Annotated in this window: 16 protein-coding genes; 6 read left to right on the forward strand and 10 right to left on the reverse strand. The window is 43.3% G+C overall.

The genetic code is table 11. From position 1 onward, the window contains the following. Positions 1-59 precede the first annotated feature (59 nt). On the forward strand, positions 60-506 hold the full coding sequence (gene dtd / locus G636_RS0101740; protein ID WP_026506620.1) for a D-aminoacyl-tRNA deacylase: 447 nt from the start codon (positions 60-62) through the stop codon (positions 504-506). Between the two features lie 12 nt (positions 507-518). On the opposite strand, the gene G636_RS16850 is transcribed toward dtd, so the two are convergent. The 5 genes from G636_RS16850 to G636_RS0101765 form a co-directional block, all read right to left on the reverse strand. Then, positions 519-2,645: a DEAD/DEAH box helicase gene (locus G636_RS16850; RefSeq protein ID WP_196803006.1), complete on the reverse strand. Its 2,127-nt coding sequence runs from the start codon at positions 2,643-2,645 to the stop codon at positions 519-521. A 106-nt stretch (positions 2,646-2,751) separates the two neighbouring features. Continuing rightward, a complete protein-coding gene (locus G636_RS0101750) occupies positions 2,752-4,068 on the reverse strand; it encodes a sugar phosphate nucleotidyltransferase (protein ID WP_026506621.1) in 1,317 nt (438 codons plus the stop codon). Between the two features lie 54 nt (positions 4,069-4,122). Continuing rightward, positions 4,123-5,379 carry a nucleotide sugar dehydrogenase gene (locus tag G636_RS0101755; protein WP_026506622.1) on the reverse strand — a complete coding sequence of 419 codons (1,257 nt, stop codon included), beginning with the start codon at positions 5,377-5,379 and terminating at the stop codon, positions 4,123-4,125. Next, positions 5,376-5,885, reverse strand: coding sequence for a VanZ family protein (locus G636_RS0101760; RefSeq protein WP_196803007.1), 510 nt, complete (start codon positions 5,883-5,885; stop codon positions 5,376-5,378). The genes G636_RS0101755 and G636_RS0101760 overlap by 4 nt, the downstream gene beginning before the upstream one ends. Before the next feature lie 2 nt (positions 5,886-5,887). Continuing rightward, the gene (locus tag G636_RS0101765; RefSeq protein WP_026506624.1) at positions 5,888-6,772 is read right to left on the reverse strand and encodes a sensor histidine kinase; all 885 of its coding nucleotides are present in this window, start codon (positions 6,770-6,772) and stop codon (positions 5,888-5,890) included. Positions 6,773-7,008: 236 nt separating this feature from the next. Between G636_RS0101765 and G636_RS20160 the strand changes: the two genes are divergently transcribed. Continuing rightward, positions 7,009-7,167, forward strand: coding sequence for a hypothetical protein (locus G636_RS20160; protein WP_155832289.1), 159 nt, complete (start codon positions 7,009-7,011; stop codon positions 7,165-7,167). A gap of 228 nt (positions 7,168-7,395) precedes the next feature. On the opposite strand, the gene G636_RS0101775 is transcribed toward G636_RS20160, so the two are convergent. The 4 genes from G636_RS0101775 to G636_RS0101790 form a co-directional block, all read right to left on the reverse strand. Then, positions 7,396-11,307 (reverse strand): InlB B-repeat-containing protein, encoded by a 3,912-nt coding sequence (locus G636_RS0101775; protein WP_026506625.1) that lies wholly within the window; start codon positions 11,305-11,307, stop codon positions 7,396-7,398. Between the two features lie 282 nt (positions 11,308-11,589). Next, positions 11,590-12,282, reverse strand: coding sequence for a response regulator transcription factor (locus G636_RS0101780; RefSeq protein ID WP_026506626.1), 693 nt, complete (start codon positions 12,280-12,282; stop codon positions 11,590-11,592). 17 nt (positions 12,283-12,299) lie between these two features. Beyond that, the gene (locus tag G636_RS16855) at positions 12,300-12,749 is read right to left on the reverse strand and encodes a lasso peptide biosynthesis B2 protein (RefSeq protein WP_081668221.1); all 450 of its coding nucleotides are present in this window, start codon (positions 12,747-12,749) and stop codon (positions 12,300-12,302) included. Between the two features lie 100 nt (positions 12,750-12,849). Next, a complete protein-coding gene (locus G636_RS0101790; RefSeq protein ID WP_026506627.1) occupies positions 12,850-14,016 on the reverse strand; it encodes a nucleotidyltransferase domain-containing protein in 1,167 nt (388 codons plus the stop codon). A 161-nt stretch (positions 14,017-14,177) separates the two neighbouring features. Here G636_RS0101790 and G636_RS0101795 point away from each other — a divergent pair, with 161 nt between their 5' ends. From G636_RS0101795 to G636_RS16860, 4 genes are all read left to right on the forward strand, one after another. Further along, positions 14,178-14,444 (forward strand): lasso peptide biosynthesis PqqD family chaperone, encoded by a 267-nt coding sequence (locus tag G636_RS0101795; protein WP_026506628.1) that lies wholly within the window; start codon positions 14,178-14,180, stop codon positions 14,442-14,444. Positions 14,445-14,551: 107 nt separating this feature from the next. Continuing rightward, the gene (locus G636_RS0101800; protein WP_026506629.1) at positions 14,552-15,430 is read left to right on the forward strand and encodes a hypothetical protein; all 879 of its coding nucleotides are present in this window, start codon (positions 14,552-14,554) and stop codon (positions 15,428-15,430) included. Between the two features lie 125 nt (positions 15,431-15,555). After that, positions 15,556-15,741 (forward strand): hypothetical protein, encoded by a 186-nt coding sequence (locus G636_RS0101805; protein WP_026506630.1) that lies wholly within the window; start codon positions 15,556-15,558, stop codon positions 15,739-15,741. Between the two features lie 203 nt (positions 15,742-15,944). Further along, entirely contained in the window at positions 15,945-17,675 is a 1,731-nt protein-coding gene (locus G636_RS16860) for an ABC transporter ATP-binding protein (RefSeq protein WP_051226388.1), read from the forward strand. Between the two features lie 173 nt (positions 17,676-17,848). Here G636_RS16860 and G636_RS16865 read toward each other — a convergent pair whose 3' ends face one another. Beyond that, positions 17,849-18,856 carry a glycosyltransferase family 2 protein gene (locus tag G636_RS16865; RefSeq protein WP_051226389.1) on the reverse strand — a complete coding sequence of 336 codons (1,008 nt, stop codon included), beginning with the start codon at positions 18,854-18,856 and terminating at the stop codon, positions 17,849-17,851. Positions 18,857-18,995: the final 139 nt, after the last annotated feature.

The following is an 18,995-nucleotide window of genomic DNA, read 5'->3' on the forward strand; positions in this document are numbered from 1 at the left end:
GCTTTATTTCACATATTCTTTGTTCTTCCATGAACACTGACAATTAGGGAGGGTGCAATATGCGTTTTGTGATACAGCTTGTAGATAATGCAGATGTAAAAATAGAAGGTAAGACAGTGGGCGAGATCAGCAAGGGCTACATGGTGCTCATAGGTATAGGACATGAGGATAATGAGCAGATTGCTGACAAGATGGTAAAGAAGATGCTGGGCCTGCGTATATTCCCTGATGAAAACGGCAAGACCAATCTCTCCCTTAAGGACGTGGGAGGTTCACTTCTTCTCATATCCCAGTTTACTTTATATGCTGATTGCAGACATGGGAACAGGCCCGGCTTTACTGATGCAGCCGGACCTGAGCTTGCTAATGATCTCTATGAATATATAATCTCCAAATGCAAAGAGTCAGTTCCATGCGTGGAAAAGGGAATCTTTGGCGCTGATATGAAGGTGGGGCTTGTTAACAGCGGCCCCTTTACTATAATTCTTGATTCTGATGCATTATAAAATATCATTCTGTCAGTCAGTCAGGGGCGCAGGAAGGTACTTTTGCCTCTCCCGCTCTATGATCTCGCTGATCAGTCTGTTATTCTCCAGCTTCATATTCTCATGTCCCATAGCCGACTGATCTGCATAGTTATCAAAGATAGTCTCCTTCTCCTCAAGAAGTGAGAGTATCTCATCGTCAATGGTATTCTCACATAGGAGATGATGTACAAATACGCTCCTGACCTGGCCCATGCGATAGGCCCTTGATAGGGCCTGCTGTTCCAGTGAAGGCTTGATCTGAGGTTCGCAAAATATGACTATACTGGCAGCCTGTATATTAAGACCTGTACCTCCTGCCTGTATCTGATCTGGCAGTACGGCGCCATCTTCTGCTTCGTTAAACTTATCCACTATTTCCTGACGCCTCATAGGACTGATACTCCCATTTATCATAGGCAGGCATATGTCTCCAAGAGCCCTCATCACCTTATCCAGAGTATCCAGATAATAGGAGAACACTATAATCTTTCTGTGATCAGCCCTGGCCTGCTCGCAGATCTCAAGGAGCCTTCTGATCTTGGATGAAGTCAGGGGATCATCCTGGAGATATGCTACCCTTCTAAGGGTCATAAAAGCTCCGCCTTGAAGTGCCTGCTGGTATGCCAATCTGTCTTCATCAGTCATCTCACACCACTCTGCCTTGTCATTTAGCTCAGGAAGTTCCTTTAAGACATCCTCTCTGTTACGGCGAAGATACGCAGGAGAGAGCATCTCACGAAACTGTGGTATATCATTCATAAAGCTGTTCTGCCTGGCTTTCGCAGCTATTTCAGGCTGAAGGATCTCCAGCAGATTACAGAACTCCGCCACATTATTTTCCAGAGGAGTACCTGTCATAAAGAGTATCCTTTCTGCATATCCGCATATCTTCTTTAGATATATGGTCCTCTTAGCCTCAGGATTCTTTACATAATGGGCTTCATCAGCCACCAGCATGTCTATGTAAAAGTCGCGGGGCGTCTTCTCCAGAATCTCATCCACGCTTTCATAATTGGTGACAGCCACACCTCCACTTGCCACCCATTCCTCAGCTGCAGGGTATTTTTGGCTACCGTGGATCATAATGCTCTTTAATTCACTGTGCTTTCTGATCTCCCTCTCCCAGTTGATCAGTACGCTGGCAGGACATACTACCAGGAAATGACCCCTTTCAAGCCCTGCTGCCAGAGAGCTGATAGCTGCTATAGCCTGAATAGTCTTACCCAGACCCATTTCATCTCCAAGTAGCACCCTCTTCTGATGCAGGATATATTTGCAGCCAAAATCCTGATAAGGCCTGAGGGTTACATTCAGCATTGACAGGTCCGGTTCTTCCTTCATGATCTCATCGGCCAGTCTGGCAGGGAAAGAGCCGCTAAGGGGCGCAGGACTAAAGGACTGATCTATGGTCTCAAGTACAGCATAATAAGCAGCAGAGCTGCGCATAAAGCCCTGCCAGGAAGTGTCTGTGCCATAATTCATCAGATCTGTACTAAGACCCTGAAGCCTGTACACTTTATCCCCCAGCCCTCCTGCCAATATGGAGAGAAGGGATGTAAAGGCTTCCTGCACTTTATATTTATTATCTGATGATGTAAATATCCATTTAATATAATTCCTGCAGCTAAGACCATTTATTGCAGCTACTATCCCTTCGTGCTCTGCCTTGTATATCTTATCTGCTTCTCGGGATATCTCTCTTTGATTCAGATATCTAAAGAGCATATGTACCAGCTCTATATCAGCTTCTGAGGGCCGATCTGCATTAATATGAATATAGGCAGTCTTTGCCATAGACTCCAGAAATCCATCTGCAGCCGCCTTGATATTGGCAGCTCCCTGCTCACCTATTCCGGATATCAAAAGGAGCTGTCTGTGACTTGCATCCAATACCTGCCTGATATTCGTAATGCCGGCCTTTTTAAGAGGCGCCACTCTTATAGAGCTGTCAGCTTCTGAGAGCTTATCCACAGACATATCTCCCAGCAGCTCATAAGCCTTCTGATAATGAAGCTTATTTATTACAAGGAGCAGCTCTTCTTTTCTCTTATCTTCTTCCTCGATTAATTGAAGAAGAAGAGCATCCAGACTCTCTGCCTCATGAATGCTCTTCTTCATTTGTTTAAAATCAGGTGTATATGACATGTAAGATCCTCTTTATATCTTGATAAAAGTCACTTTTCAATCCACCATCAAGGCTTTATTCCATTATTTATAATACTGCTCAGAAATCCTCTTCGCACTTTATTTTGTCTTCAACACTGATATCCTTGCCCATTTGAACCTCAATAGCTACTATCTTGGTATCAGCTATAAGTGTATGGCGCTGGCCCTTTTTCATCTCTATCACATCTCCTGGCCCCACAGGGGTCTTGACACCGTCCACCACTGCAGTACCCTTGCCGGATACTATTGTCCATACTTCATCCCTGTGCTCATGGGCATGATAGTTCATCCTGTGTCCGGGGCGAAGTGTCACCTTGATGGTCAGGCTGGTATCCTCTACATCCACAGCCTTAAAGGATCCCCAGGATTTCTCAGAGAACATGATCTGCTGATTGATACTGTCCACTATAGGCTTGATATAGGATGACTGCTCCTTGTCAGAAACAAGGACACCTTCAGGAGATGCAGCCACAACCATATCCTTAAGGCCCATGCATACCACAGGTACATCCATCTCATTGATCACATGGACATTGGAGCATTTATCATTGAGGACCACCTTGCCGATAGAGGAATCCTCCATAGCCTCGGTCAGTGTATTCCAGGTACCCAGATCCTTCCAGACACCGGAGAATCTCACCACTCTGATATCAGACTCCTTCTCTACAACAGCATAATCAAAGCTGATCTTTTCCAGAGATTTATACTTATTGTATAGCTCCTTGTAATCTGTAAAGTCTATAAGCTCATGTGCCCTGCCCAGTATATAGGACAGCCTGCAGGCAAAGACGCCTCCATTCCAAAGCGCACCTTTCTGAATATATCCCTTGGCAGTCTCAGCATCAGGCTTTTCCTTGAAAGTAGATACCCTGCTGATCTTATCCTTGGACTCAGGGATGATATAGCCGTATTTCTCACTGGGATAAGTGGGCTCTATTCCCATCAGGGTAAGTCCTCCCTCTCTCTCCTCAGCAATACCAAACATCTCATTTAATACTCTGAAGTAGTCATCATCCACGTAAGGATCCACAGGGCAAATGACTACGCCTTCATCCTCTCCCACCTGCTGTACATCCTTAAGATATGCTGCAGCAAGGGCGATAGCGGGAAAAGTGTCCCTCCTGGCAGGTTCTACAGATATACCTACCCTCTCGCCTATCTGGTTGTGGATGGCAGATACCTGGCTCTTGGATGTAGCCACAGTTATGGCTGCATCGGGATCTATAGCCAGGATCCGGTTATACATGCGCTGGACCATAGATTCATAGGAGCCGTCATCTTTCTTGAATATCTTGATGAACTGCTTGGAGCGCACATCATTACTCAGGGGCCAGAGTCTTTTACCTGAACCTCCTGATAGTAAAATTATGTTCATGAACAGAACCTTTCGTTAAACTCGCAAACGCTTCGCTTTTTGCTCGTTATAAAATCAGTTATCGTGGAAGAGATCCTTGGTATATACCTTATCCTTCCATGCATCCAGATCCTCTGAGTATCTGTTAGCAATGATAACATCAGCTTTTTCAGCAAAATCCTTCAGATCATTAACTACAGTGCTGCCAAAGAATGTGGAGCCATCTGTAAGAGTGGGTTCATATACAATACAGGATACGCCCTTAGCCTTTACCCTCTTCATGATGCCCTGGATAGAGGACTGGCGGAAGTTATCGGAATTGGCCTTCATGGTAAGGCGGTATACACCGATGGTAACGCTCTTCTCGTGGTCAGGCTCATAGCCTGTCTCGTCAGAATAGGTATAGTAGCCTGCTTTCTTCAGCACCTGATCAGCAATGAAATCTTTTCTGGTACGGTTGGACTCTACAATAGCCTCAATAAGATTCTCGGGCACATCCTGATAATTGGCCAGGAGCTGCTTGGTATCCTTGGGCAGGCAGTATCCGCCATAGCCAAAGGAAGGATTATTATAGAATCTGCCAATTCTGGGATCCAGACATACACCCTTGATGATATCCTGGGTATTCAGTCCCTTCATCTCAGCATAGGTATCCAGCTCGTTGAAATATGATACTCTGAGAGCAAGGTAGGTATTGGCAAAAAGCTTAACAGCCTCAGCTTCTGTAAAGCCCATGAACAATACGTCTATATCTTCCTTTTCAGCACCCTCCTTAAGAAGCTCTGCAAATGTATGAGCTGCTGCTGTGAGCTTATCATCCTCAGGATCAGTGCTGACAATGATACGGCTGGGATAGAGATTGTCATAGAGTGCCTTGGACTCTCTCAGAAACTCAGGGCTAAAGATCAGATTACGTACATTCTTGGCTTCTCTGATATGTCCAGTATATCCTACAGGGATAGTAGACTTGATGACCATAACTGCTTCGGGATTGACCATGCTTACCAGATCGATAACAGCTTCAACTGCTGATGTGTCAAAGAAGTTCTTGGCAGCATCATAATTAGTGGGAGTTGCGATAATGACAATATCAGCCTCTTTATATGCAGCCTCCCCGTCTGTAGTTGCAGTGAGCCTAAGCTCTTTTTCTTTAAAAAACTTCTCAATATACTCATCCTGGATAGGGGAGATCCTGTTATTGATCTTCTCTACCTTCTCAGGGATAATATCCACCGCTGTAACATCGTGATTTTGGGATAACAGAGTTGCCAGGGATAATCCCACATATCCCGTACCCGCAACAGCTATTTTCAGATCCTTAAACTCTCTCATTCCTCAACACTCCTCCTAAGAAATATTATTGAACAAAGCTTATATATACCTTTTATGATAAGTGCAATAATAAGCACAATGGTGATAGAAACAAAATACCCCATAGCATCTCTTATGATATCAGCAAAATCAAATTCTCTCCCGGGCACAAAGCGCTTATGGAGCTGATCCAAAAAAGAGATGTAGAAACATATAAGAACAGCCAGATAGGACCTGAGAAAGATCCTGACTTTTTTGCCCGGCGCAGTGAGCACCAAAGTCTCTACGATGACGCCAAAGGCAAAACCCTGATATACATGTATGAGCTTTCTGGGATTATTGAGCTTGAGCATCACCCAGTATTGATTCTCATGCCAGGGAAAAAACTCTGAAAAAGCTCTCGCACCGGCGTTACTAAGCCACAATGTCTGCTCCCTGGTCTGCCTGGTCAGATAAATGATGATCAATATCCCAAGAAAGAGCAAAAATATTGAAAAATAAAAAATAAACTTTCTTAACTTACGCAATTCTACTTCTCCATAGCAGGAAGGCATACATAAAAGCTGCTACCTTCTCCAACCTTGCTTTCACACCATATAGTTCCGTTATGCATGGAGACTATTTCTCTGGCAATGGCAAGACCAAGACCGCTCCCTTTAGTGCCTGTAGGAGTCCTGGCATCAGAGACCATATAGGTTCTCTCAAATATGTCCTCCAAGGCGCCTTCCGGTATACCTATGCCGCTGTCAGTCACAGCAAAAATCACAGCATTCTTGCCTATTATACCATCATTAAAGCCATAGGTACACGATTTATTATCGGCAGCGCCAAGGAGCGAGAGCCTGATCATGGCATCATCTTCGGAATATTTACCGGCATTTGTAAATAGATTGTCCAGAACTCTGGTCATAAGTCCGGGATCGATATTCACATATGCAGCGTAGCCCTCATCTATATCCAGCTCCAACTTTTTATGAGCATACTTGGAATCGGATTCAATGCTGTAATAATACTCCTCAAGAAACTGGTCAATTGGCACCTTCTGAAGTTTTGGCTCATATCGTCCATTTTCAAGGCCGGCCAGATAATAGAGATTATCCACAAGAGATTCCATAGCCAGGGTCCTGGAATCCATAATATGGAGCAGACGCTCCATTTCTTCCCACAAGCCATACTGTTCCGAACCAGATGAAGCTTTACCCTTAGCTATTCCACGCTTCATAAACTCACTCTCCATCAGCTCCACACAGCTCCTGATAGCTGTAAGGGGAGCCCTGAGGTCATGAGATATGTTCTCTATCATCATGGTCCTGTGACTTTCTTCTTCCACCAGCTTCTTATTAGCTTCTATAAGTCTGGCAGAAAGTTCTTCTATAGTACTCTTACTAACATCAGGACTTGTAAACTTCTTCATAGCTTTAGCCTTTCCAATGAAGGTTATTTTAGACTAGGACAAGTAATCACCAAATCACAACACCATCATACATTATAGCGCAATACTCTTCCTTCCGACCTATAAATATTCACAGATTATATATTGTTTTTACAAATAAAATCTAACAATCTTGTTATATTTATTCACTTTCAACAACAACTTGCTATAATCAGAATATGAGAAAAAACACTCGATACCAAGAGGAGGAAAATGAAATGAAGAAATGGGAAACACCTGAAGTACAGTTCTGCACAATTGAGAGCACAAGCTGCCATAGAGAGCGTCCTGTAGAGGATCAGCCTGTAGAAGTAGAGCCTATCATCCCTGCATGCAATCCCACAGATTATGCATCAGGAATCGGTGCAGAAGTTTAATCTTCTGAAGTAAGGTTGACTTAAGCCGTGAAAACAAATTCGTTTTCACGGCTTATTTTTTTATATGATGAAAAGGTTAAACTCGCAAACGCTTCGCTTTTTGCCAGCTTCTTGGAGTTGATAAGAGGCCCAATGATGGCTTATGTGCATTCCATATGTAAAAGCTGCAGAAAACTTTATGATTTTCTGCAGCTTATTATCTAAATAAATATCTATTAGGTTCTTAAATTATTTAGTTTTCTTCCTGATGAGAAGAAAAGCTATTCCTAACGCAGCAATAACTATTACCGTAAGGCTTGCCAGCAGGCTGAAATTATCACCTGTATTCCTGCCTCTTACTCCAAGAACCTCTCCGTCTTCTGCACTTCTGAATATTCCAAGAACTGCAGGTCCATCAGTGGCACCAAGAACTGTGATGCCGGGCCTCTCTGAAGGGATAGTCGGAGGTGTTACAGGCGGATCAACAGGAGGATTGACAGGGGGATTTACAGGCACTGTCTTCTTCACCCAGATAGCATAGAGATCATTCTCTGTCAGATTATCCAGGAGGATATCACCCTTATATGCTATACCTGATCTGTCGGGCTTTGTATTCCACTCTACAAATGTATATCCGGGATACTTGAAGCCAAGCTTACCTACTGTGCTAATGGTAACTGTCTTATTATTGGCCAGGTCAACCGTATGAGTCTTACCGCTGCCATTATTTGCATGATAGGTCAGAGATGTGGGAAGGCCAGCATCTGCATACATAGCATAGAGCCTGATATTGCTTCCGTCATTGTAATTCTCTTTTACAAATTCAACCTTATCATTTGCAAAGTAACTCTTGCCGCTTCCATCAGCAGCTGTATTCCATCCTGTGAAGCCGACTTTGCCTGCAGGAGGAGTGAGCACGCTTCCATCCTTTACATCTGCAGCGGAACCTTCAGCATAAAGAACAGTATCCGATACGTTACCCATACCACCATTGGGATCATAGATCACCATATGGTTCTCTTTATTGATGTAATAAGGGAAAAGCTCCTTATCCTCATAAAGCCTGGTATTAAAGTTATAGATGATATAGTTACCGTCTGCATCCTTCTCGGTCCAGCCCACAAAGCTGTATCCTGAAGGAATAGTTATAGCTTCCTGTGCAGATTCTTCTAATGCTGAGAAACTCTTTTCACCGTTATTTACCGAAGGAAGCCTTCCGCTTTCAAATGCTTCACCATAAGGTACATCATAGCTGTAATAATCAGAGTCATCTTCCATAGCTACATGAGCTATCAGCTTACATTGTTTCAGACCTTCCCACTTTGCAAATGCCAGAACATTATTGGCAGGCATATTATAATCAAAGTCAAAGGGCACTTTACAAGTCTTGTCCTTATACCATCCTGTGAATTCATAGTGAACAGGTACCTCAGCAGGATGGGATACTTCAAAGTCATATGCATCAGCTGCTTTAAGAGCACTCAGGATATTATCCTCATACTTTACAGGTACTACCAGCTCCTCGCCATTGTAATTGTAGTATACAAAGTCGTAAGAGAGTCTCTTATAACGAACTGCAAGGACCTGACCTGTCTTGCCATGATTAAGTCTGGTATTTGCTGTAGCAGATTTCCAATCAGCATTTTCAAACTTATCATCAAAGCCATTCTTATCTATGAATGCATAATCATATAGAGCAAATCCAGTAAACTTATCAGTGAGATCAAAAGTATTCTTTTTACCAATGTTGAAGGTCTGGAATACATCCCAGTCTCCATCAAGGTTCTCTGTGTAGAATCTAACTTCGCACTCAGCAGCTCTCTGATTCCAATATACAGGAAGCAGCTGCTGACCATCTCCCTTACTGTATTCCTGATCCAATATGAAATCATCGAAAAGGAATGCATCCAGATAATTCAGAATCCTACCAACTTTATAACTATTAGGCTTCGCTTCTGTAAAAGTACAGAACTGGAATGCTGTGGATCCCGGCCAGTTATAGCCATACTTAGAGAGCTTTTGTCCATAGAGACCAGTGAAATAGCCGTTCTCACCTATTGTGTAATAATCTTTATATACATACTTAGTATCTGTACCATAGTCTACATATTTGAATGCTACCGTCATGTAATCTCTGTCGTAGCATACATTTATAACAGATGTTCCGTCTGCCTTAGCAGTGGTATCACTTGCCATATCACCCTGGATACCCACATGTCCAAAATGGAAGCCGTGATAATCCAACTCTTTGTCAGCTTCTTCAATACTGATCTCAGAACCGGTAAGCGCATACCTTGTAACAGACTCCTTGTAATCATAAGTCCTGTCAGTCTCTTCCAGATCCTTATCATCATCTATATTCTGCTGCCAATATACAACTGTATACTTCACCAGAACCGGCTTCCACTTAGCATATACAGTGGTATCAGCTGTCAGTGCCTTGCCAAACTCAAAGGCAGCTCCGCCTTCAGTAACAGTCCACTCTACAAACTCATAGCCCTGGCGAACAGGAGTTTTTCCGGGCTTAACTGTCACATCTCCAACAGCTACAAACATAGGCTCTGTATAGCTGCCCTCTTCTCCGGCATCAAAATACAGATAATGTCCCATACCTACATTAGGATAAAGTCTGATATCTCTATCAGCAATAGTTACTTCATTTACCTTCTTGGTAAGATCTGTATCAAGGCACCAGCCTACCAGGCCCTCAACAGAGCTCATGATCACGTTCACATCTGACGTACTGATCACATCACCCTTCTTACCTTCTTTGGTAACAAGTACTCTGTTGTACTCGCCGTTATCATCTGCTCTGTCCATGAAGAACACATAATGAACTTCTGCATATACGGCATATACATTTACTGTGCCTCCTGCTGTTACTCCTGTGATCTGCTGATCAAAGGTAAAGCTCTCAGTTGCAGTATCAGCCTTTGCAGTTCCGGCCCATCCAAGGAACTTGTATCCTTCAATCTCATCTACTACTGGCTCATATAGCATTTCAAGAGTAGTTCCTGCTCCCTCACCTTCTACAGGAGCTTTCAGTGTCTGTGAAGACAGAAGCTTACTGCCTTCTGCGTTATAGAAATTGTATGTAAGAAGATAGTACTCATTGCCCTCCTCATCAGTCACGATATCGGGAGCGGCAATAACATATATGGAGAAGTCTGTGGCATTATTTACTTCAATATATCCGTCATTGGATGACTCTGCAAGCTTGGTAGCCTCAGAATTCTCATCCTTCATGTGATATATTTCCAGGCTGTCACCTGAAAGATCAACATTGGAGAACTCCACGCTGATGGGAAGTCTGGGCTGAAGATCCTCAGTGATATCATTTACATAGAAGCTGATATCAAAAGCAAGGATATCAGACTGCGCTACTTCTGTTCCTGTCATAGCATCGTTGACATTGTCTACAACGCAGGCTGCGCTTACAGGATTGATCACCACCTTGACTCCTGCAGGAAAAGCGCCCTGGGGTGCCTTGATGGAGATACCAGTGCTGCCCACAGTCTGAGTGCCAAAATCCACAGCAGGGAAAGAAGCTGTATCTGCAGCCATAGGAGCAAAATTTGCAGTAAATACAATATTATCGCTAACATTTGCATAATCTGCAGGATTCAGATAAGGCTCAGTGGAAACACACTCTTCATTAACCGTCCAGTTGCTAAAGCTGTATCCCTCGCCTGCAACAGCAGTGCTTCCCTGATATGAAGCATTGCTACTATCTGTACATTCACTTGTAAGAGATACGCTTCCGCCCTCTCCTGCCAGATATGTAACAGTGATCAGATTGCTGACGCTATCATCTGCGGTCTCTGTAGCAGCTTCTCCGGAAGGCTCACCTGCAAGGACTTCTACTGCTTCATCTGCAGCTATAGAAGAATCTCCGACAGTATCCTCATAAGCTATGTTCTCAGTCATCAACTCTGCCTGGGCCTCTGCTGAAACTTCTGATTCAGCTTCGCTTTCAGTAGCAGGATCTACTGCTGCTTCAAGCTCCTGATCTATTGTCTGAACCTCATCTGACGCCTGTGCATAATCGGCAAGATCGCTGATCTCATCAGCCGTAGCCACAAGAAAACTATGGCTGAATGTGGCAAATGCAATAAGCACTGCCATGCACGCAGCAAGGAATCCCCAGATTCTTTTTTTCATTGTAACGCCTCCAATAAAACTTTGTTTAATGCCTACAAACCTATAATTCTAATAACTTCAACATAATATGATAAATATCATCATAAAAACAATCAGATTTATAAGTCCACATGAGTTTTGTCATAATCTTGCATTTTTTTGGCATATTTTGGCATCTATATATTAATAGAAGATTCTCATCCAAAACCAAGTATAAAAAAACCGCCTTGACCCTTATAAACAAAGGGCCAAACGGTTTCATGATATAAAAATAATAAATTATCGTTATTTAGTTAAAACAGATCACCTGCTAACAAATCTATAGCCGTATCCCCATACAGTCTCAATAAGATTGTCCATCCCGGTATATTCCGTAAGCTTCTTCCTAAGGCGGGATACATTAACAGTGACAGACCTGCGATCAGCTTCACTATAGCTCCCCCAGATACTAATACCGATATCCTCAAAGGTCACTTCGCGGCCGGCATTATCAACCAGATATCTCAGCACCTCATACTCCTTACCGGAGAGAGGTATCTCCTCTCCAAAAGCTGTAACTGTATGAGTCACTGTCTGGATGGTAAGGGGCGATATCTCAATAGTATTGGACTCATGTCTGACCTGGCCTGCCACAGCACGGTTACGCCTGATGTTGGCTACTATCCTCATATATACTTCCCTGATATTATAGGGTTTTTCTATATAATCATCACAGCCTGCCATAAAGCCCTCTTCCTTGGCCTCTTCAGAAACTTTGCCTGACAGGAAGAGTATGGGAGCATTGGTAAAGCCCCTAAGATCCCTGCAAAGCTCGTATCCATCCATCCCCGGCATCATAACATCCAGCAGGATACAATCCGGATTAAAATTACGAGCAGTCCTGCTTGCAGTAAGGGGGTCGCTGCAGATCATAACCGAGCAGTCATTATTCTCAAAGAACTTCTTGTTGATGCTCAGGACTTCTTTATCGTCATCCACCATAAGTATTTTGTACATATGCAGCCTCACACGTATCAAGCTATCCTGGATCTGAACCTGTCAACAATGGCATAGCCTTCGCCATTGCCTCCTGTCACATATACTTTGCCGCATCTAACCCATGCATGGGCCACCATTTTACCATGTTCATCAAGCTTACAGCCCAGATACATGGTGGATTCCACGCCTTTTTCTGCAAGGAGCCTCTGTGCAGTAAGCGCCCTGACAAGACACTTACTCTCCCACCTGGTACGGTTACATACATGCTCAACAACGAGAGCCACATTTCTGCACAGACGATAAGCTGATATATCAGCATCTTCAGGAGATTCCTCTCCTTCGATGCCCCATTCCTTATATATCTTCTTTGGATCTATAAATAATATCTTGAACCTGAACTCAGCAGAATACAAAAATGCCTTGATAGACATCCTTCTGTGTCTGTTAAAACGAAGAAAACGTATACCTCTTCCTATAACACTCATTAAATAACTCCAAACGAATAATAGATCACCCTAAAACCAAAATATATACAAATGCCATCTTACCCACAGGCAGCATTTGTAATACAAATCCTCGACTCCATCACTGGCTGTTAAAATCCAGCTTTAATTTCTTATATATGGAGATCATGTCAGTAGCGCGGCTCTCACTGCTTTCCACCAGCTTCTTTCTCCTGTCCATCTTACTCTTATCTGACACACCTGTGATACCCCTGTGTATCCAAGTGGCAGGCAGAAGAAAGGGAGCCTTCTCCAGTACAGGATAATGCTCTTTCATACGATCGATCGAAGGGAAATAATACCTCAGCACAGCATCCTTACCAGATGCTCCGCCCTTGTCCTTGGCCAGCTGGCCCCAGACACCGTTCTCACCCTTGCCGTAAATGCCGCAATCAAGCATATAAGCAAAGAGATCATTGTAAAACTTATTGCTCTTTCTCTTATCAAGCCAGATATAAGCCAGATTCTTCATGTGCTCTTCGAAATCTACAAGGCCGCACCTTGAAAGCTCTGCCTTAAGGATTTCCTGATTCATGACAGCGCCATATTTATTCCAATATACATAAATGTCCAGGAGGTTCCTGACACCGCACCCCTGCTCATAGAAGTGCTTGGCCATATGGGAGATCATGTATACATAAAAGTCTTCATTGGTAAACTCATAGGTATACTCTGCTCCCTCTTTCTTTACAGATCTAAAATTATCCTTGAAATAGAGGTACTGCCCCTTATCCACATGCTTGTCATAGAGGGACCAGTGCATCTCTACCATCAGGAAAGGCTTCTTATGAAAAATAATATGATGGGATATAGCCTTATCCATCTCATAGCCCAGAGCCTTCACAACCTCTGTACTATGATCCATGGTCTCATCATAAACCATGAAGTCTATATCGCTCATCTCTCTCATCTCAGGTCTGGGATAGATCTGCTTCAGCACAGTACCCTTCAGCACCTGATTACGTACTCCGTTTGCTTCAAGAGCTTCTTCCAGCTCTCTGGCTGCAGTAACCTGAGCCAGTGTCTTTAATGTACTCCTGACCAGCACAGGTCTTATATGCTCTTTAACCTCTTCCGGAATATCCGTCTGTATAACACCGGACAAGACCATGTAGAGAATCTGACCTCTTCCTGCAACATCAAATAATTCGTCAAAGCTGATCCCTTCAGGAATAGCAGGAATATCGGTCTTGTCGAACTCTGCCTTAATAAGATCGGCAAGATAGTCCATCATCAGTAAATAGTTCATGTTAATATCATCCCCGTCGTATTTCTTTCATATAGTTAAATATTTAACCAAACCCATATTATAAATTCTAACATACTTGAAATAATTCTTAAATCATTTTATTATAAGCATGCACATTAATTTTCAAGAATATATCTGTGCATGATTACGGAGGATTTTTTATGGACATGTCATCAAGCATCAAGCTAAAGCCCGGCATCAATGTGACTGACCTCTCAGGGGAAAAGGTGATGATCGACTTTGAGACCGGCAAGTATTATATGATCAAGGGTGTCGGCAACGATATCTGGGATAGGATCCAGACAGAGACTACAGTTTCCGACCTTGTTGCTTCTCTGCTTGCAGAATACGAAGTGAGTGAGGAAGAATGCAAGACATCTGTCATCGCATTTCTAGAAAAGCTTGAAGAGCTTAATTTCCTGGCTTGATACAAAGATCACCGGGCCGTTTCCTTTTGGGATACGGTCTTTTTCTTTTTGAGCAACAAGACTCCAATTGATAAAAGTTATCATACATAGTGAAAGGAAATAATATTATGTATCATTATCAAATGTATGGTCTGACTATCTCATCTGATATCGATATCCCTTATCTGATAGAGGGAGCTTCCAATGACGCAGATGTGATCATAAGAAGAGGCGATATTCCGGATTTCCTGCGCGGGGCCGACTCTGCCCCATATTACTCTGTGGCCAAGGACGAAGCCTGGTTTCACAATAGTACAGGCTTCTTCTACATGAGAGAAGGCAAATACATTAACTATCTGGAGAGAGAAAACTCATCCACACATTACGATATCAGAGCCTTCCTCACAGGCTATGCGATCAGCATCATCCTCATGCAGAGGGGCTATCTGGCTATCCACTGCAGCGCAGTATACGGCCTCGAAGGAGCCGTGATCATATCAGGCGGATCAGGAGCAGGCAAATCCACTCTCACTTCCCGTTTCCTGGAAAGAGGCTATAAGCTCATGGCAGACGATATTGCTGCGGTTCGCTTTGAAAATGGCGGCGCTTATCTTTATCCGGCCTTCCCTTATCAGAAGCTCTGCAGAAATGTGCTGGATGACAGCGACAGGGATATGGAAGACCTCATATATATAGATGAAGAGAAGGACAAATACCTGGTACCCGCAGAGCATTTCCACAATGAGCGCGCCAAGGTAAGCCGCATGCTGGTGATCAGCAAAAAGGACATTGAAGAGCTGAATATATATGAGCTCTCCGGCATGGATAAATTAACCGGTTTACAGAATAACATGTTCCTCCATGAGCTCACAGGCCCCTGGCAGTCTTCTCCTGAATTTCTCACCAGCTGCCTTGTATGCGCAGGGGCTTTTCCCATTACCCGCATCGAAAGGCCAAAGGGCAAGGACACTCTAAGCGAGATTGAAAGCCACGTTATCCCAAAATAAAAGGGCTTTAAGGACACTGAATATAAATACAATTACAACAATTCTGTTGCAATTGTTTACATAATATCCTTCCAAGTGATATTGTATCAATGGTGCATATATCATTTTAAGGGAGGATATACAAAATGAAGATTTGGAACACACCTGAAGTAGAAACACTTAAGATCGAGAACACAGCATGTCACGATGAGACACCTGTTTGTGAGCAGGCCAGCGGCGCTGTAGAGTGCGAGCCCACTCCTTGCCAGCCTGTAACTCCTGTTTGTGGTCCTCAGAGACCTCATAGACCTGGCAGATGGGGCAGACACTAATTAGTCGGTGATCATTTAGGGTTTTTACTAAAAAAGGCCGATGCCGTTTGGCATCGGCCTCTTTTAATGATAGAATGTTTAAATGATATATGTTCTTAGATGATTCTTCAGAAACACGCATTTTACTGCGTGTTTCGTGAGAACATGAATCATACAGTATATATAAGCTTCAAAATACTTAATATCAAAGGGGTTAGTAAGGTATGAAGAGTGACAGGGAGAAACTAAAAGAGTTCCTGAACAATAAAGAAAACAACAAGAAATATGTATCGTGGCTCATACATTATTCCAAGCCATATATTCCCAGAATAGTTCTGCTGATGCTCATCAGCATGGCCGGAACCTTCTTTTCCATAGAGCTGGCTGTCATATCCAAAAAAATACTGGATAACGCTGCTAAAGGAGGGGCCATATTCAGCGTAATAGGCCTATATATCCTGGTACTGGCTGCATCTCAGATACTGACTATTGTATCAAGGCTGGTATCAACCATGCTCAACGAGCGCTTCTCATTTGGTATCAGGAAGCAGGTCTACGACAAGATCCTCAATTCCGTATGGAAGGATGTGAGTAAGTATCACACTGGTGACCTGATGACCAGGATGACCAGTGATGCCGGATACATAGCAGACGGTATCGTCAATGTCATCCCTCAGATCATGGTGCTCTTATTTGAGCTGGTAGCAGTCTTTATCACTCTCTTTATGTATTCTAAATTCCTGGCTATATTTGCCCTGGCCATGGCACCCTTTGCAGCACTTGTTGCACTGGTCCTTGGCAGGAAGCTCAAGCCTCTTCAGGTCAAGGTCCAGGAATCCGAGACCAATTACAGATCCTTTATACAGGAATCACTCTCCCATCTTCTGGTTGTAAAGGCGTTTGATAATGAGACATTCTTTTCAAAGAAGCTGGTCCAGCTCAGAGAAGAAAGATTCCACTGGGTATGGAAGAGAACCCTCCTGAGCACAGGCACATCAGCTGCCATGTCAGTACTCTTCGAGCTGGGTTATGTCATCGCCTTCTCCTACGGAGTACTCCAGATAGCTTCCGGCGAGATCACCTTTGGTACTCTGACAGTATTCCTGCAGCTGGTCAACCGTGTATCTGCGCCTGTTCTTGAGATAGCCAGCAAGCTCCCTTCCATCGTATCTATCATAGCCAGCGCAGGCCGTGTTATGGAGATCCAGAATATGACTCCTGACGAGAGACTGGGCATAAAGGAAGTACCTGCTGTCAACGTAGGTGTCAAGGTGTCAGATGTATCCTTTGGTTACTCCAATGATACAGTACTAAACGGCATCTCCTTTAATCTGAATCCCGGAGATTTCGTAGCACTGGTAGGCGAATCAGGAATCGGTAAGACCACACTTATCAACCTTTTAAACGCCTTCTTCCTCCCCGGAAGCGGCTCCATTGAATACTATGATTCCAAGGGCAATGTGATCCCTCTCAATGCTGATGTACGTAAGTTTATCTCCTACGTTCCTCAGGGCAACTCACTCTTCTCCGGTACCATCAGATCCAATATCCTCCATGGTAAACCGGATGCCACAGAGGAAGAGATTGCAGAAGCTGTTAGATTATCGTCTGTTGGAATGTTTATAGATGACCTGAAGGACGGCCTGGATACCAAGCTTGGTGAAAAAGGCACAGGTATCTCCGAAGGTCAGGCTCAGCGTGTAGCCATTGCCAGAGCCCTGATCAGAAAGTCTCCCTTCCTGATCCTGGATGAAGCAACCAGCGCTCTGGATGAAAAGACAGAGCTTGCTGTACTGGGCGGCCTCTCACAGCTTAATCCCCGCCCCACATGCCTCATGATCACTCACAGAAGGAGCGTTCTCAAATACTGCAACAGAGAGCTCAGGATCGTGGACGGTGTGCTCACAGAGATTGATATGGATAACGATCCTCTTCAGAGGGATGTGTTTATCTGATAATATCTTTTCCAAAATGCGTGTTTAGTTAAATAACATCTGATAACACATAGTAAGATTAGTTTTACATCGACACAAATGTAAAAGCCGCAAACTGTATCCATACGGATTCTGCTTGCGGCTTTAATTATGTATGTCAGAAGTGCATGGATGCACTTCTATGTCATCTGTTCTCAAGTATTATAATCCTTCTTCACTTTAAATCTTATGTGGAGTATTTCTACCATTAAATTCATCAAAAGCTTACTGTAGTGCTTCATGATGTATCCTTTAACGCCGCCTTTTATATAAGGATTGGCGCTCAGATCAGATATATTATGGCGAATATAGTCATAAGACCTGGATACCAGTTCTCTTCTGTCACGCCTCTTATCAACAAAACTTACTCTGTTTAGATTACTAAAAAGCATCACCTTGCCTATAAGATAGTCCAGCTCGCTCTTATAATCTTCATAGAGGCCTTTTCCCTTATAGAAGGATAATAATGCATCAAATACAGGCATGATATTGGCTACCTTCTCAGGCCTGACACTGGTCATAGTAGAGCCCTCATGAAGAGTCCTGACACTGAGAGCCTCTGTGATATAGACAGGCTTACTGATCCAGGGCAAGAGTTCTGCAAAAAAAGCAGTATCTTCATAGATAAAGCCCTCAGGATAAAATGCACCGGAATCAACAAGAATCTCTCTCTTAAAAAGAGTTGTAAACATACTGACATTGGCATCTATAAACATCTCTCTGTTAGTGGAGCATATAGGCCTCATGTCAAGATCTCGGACAACAATCTCCTTGTCGCCATCATATCTTACAGCCTTATAACCACAGCCCACAAAATCCGCATTATTATCTTTGGCAGCTTTATACATTTTCTCAGCCCAGGCGGGATCATATTGATCATCCGAATCCAGACAGGATATATATTCACCTGTGCAATATTTAAAACCCATATTCCTGGCACTGCCCTGACCACCGTTAGCCTTACTATAGCACTTAAATGAATCAGGGTATCTGCTCTCATATTCCTTCATTATAGCGGGGGATATACCATCTGTAGAGCCATCATCCACTACTACCGCCTCTATATTATCCAGCCCTATAGTCTGTGACACTATACTGTCAAAACATTTATACAGAAGCTCACCTGTATTATATACAGGGATCACTATACTTATCATTTTCATAAATTATCTCCTTCAATAAGCCTCAATGACAGATTATATCAAATAAGTGTTTTTTGGTAAATCATCACAATTATCTGTATCTATTCTGACCATTATTCCATATCAATTTTTTAATGGATCTTCCGAAATATCTAAGTGT

The sequence above is a fragment of the Butyrivibrio sp. MC2013 genome (genome assembly GCF_000424585.1).
Lineage (GTDB): Bacteria > Bacillota > Clostridia > Lachnospirales > Lachnospiraceae > Butyrivibrio.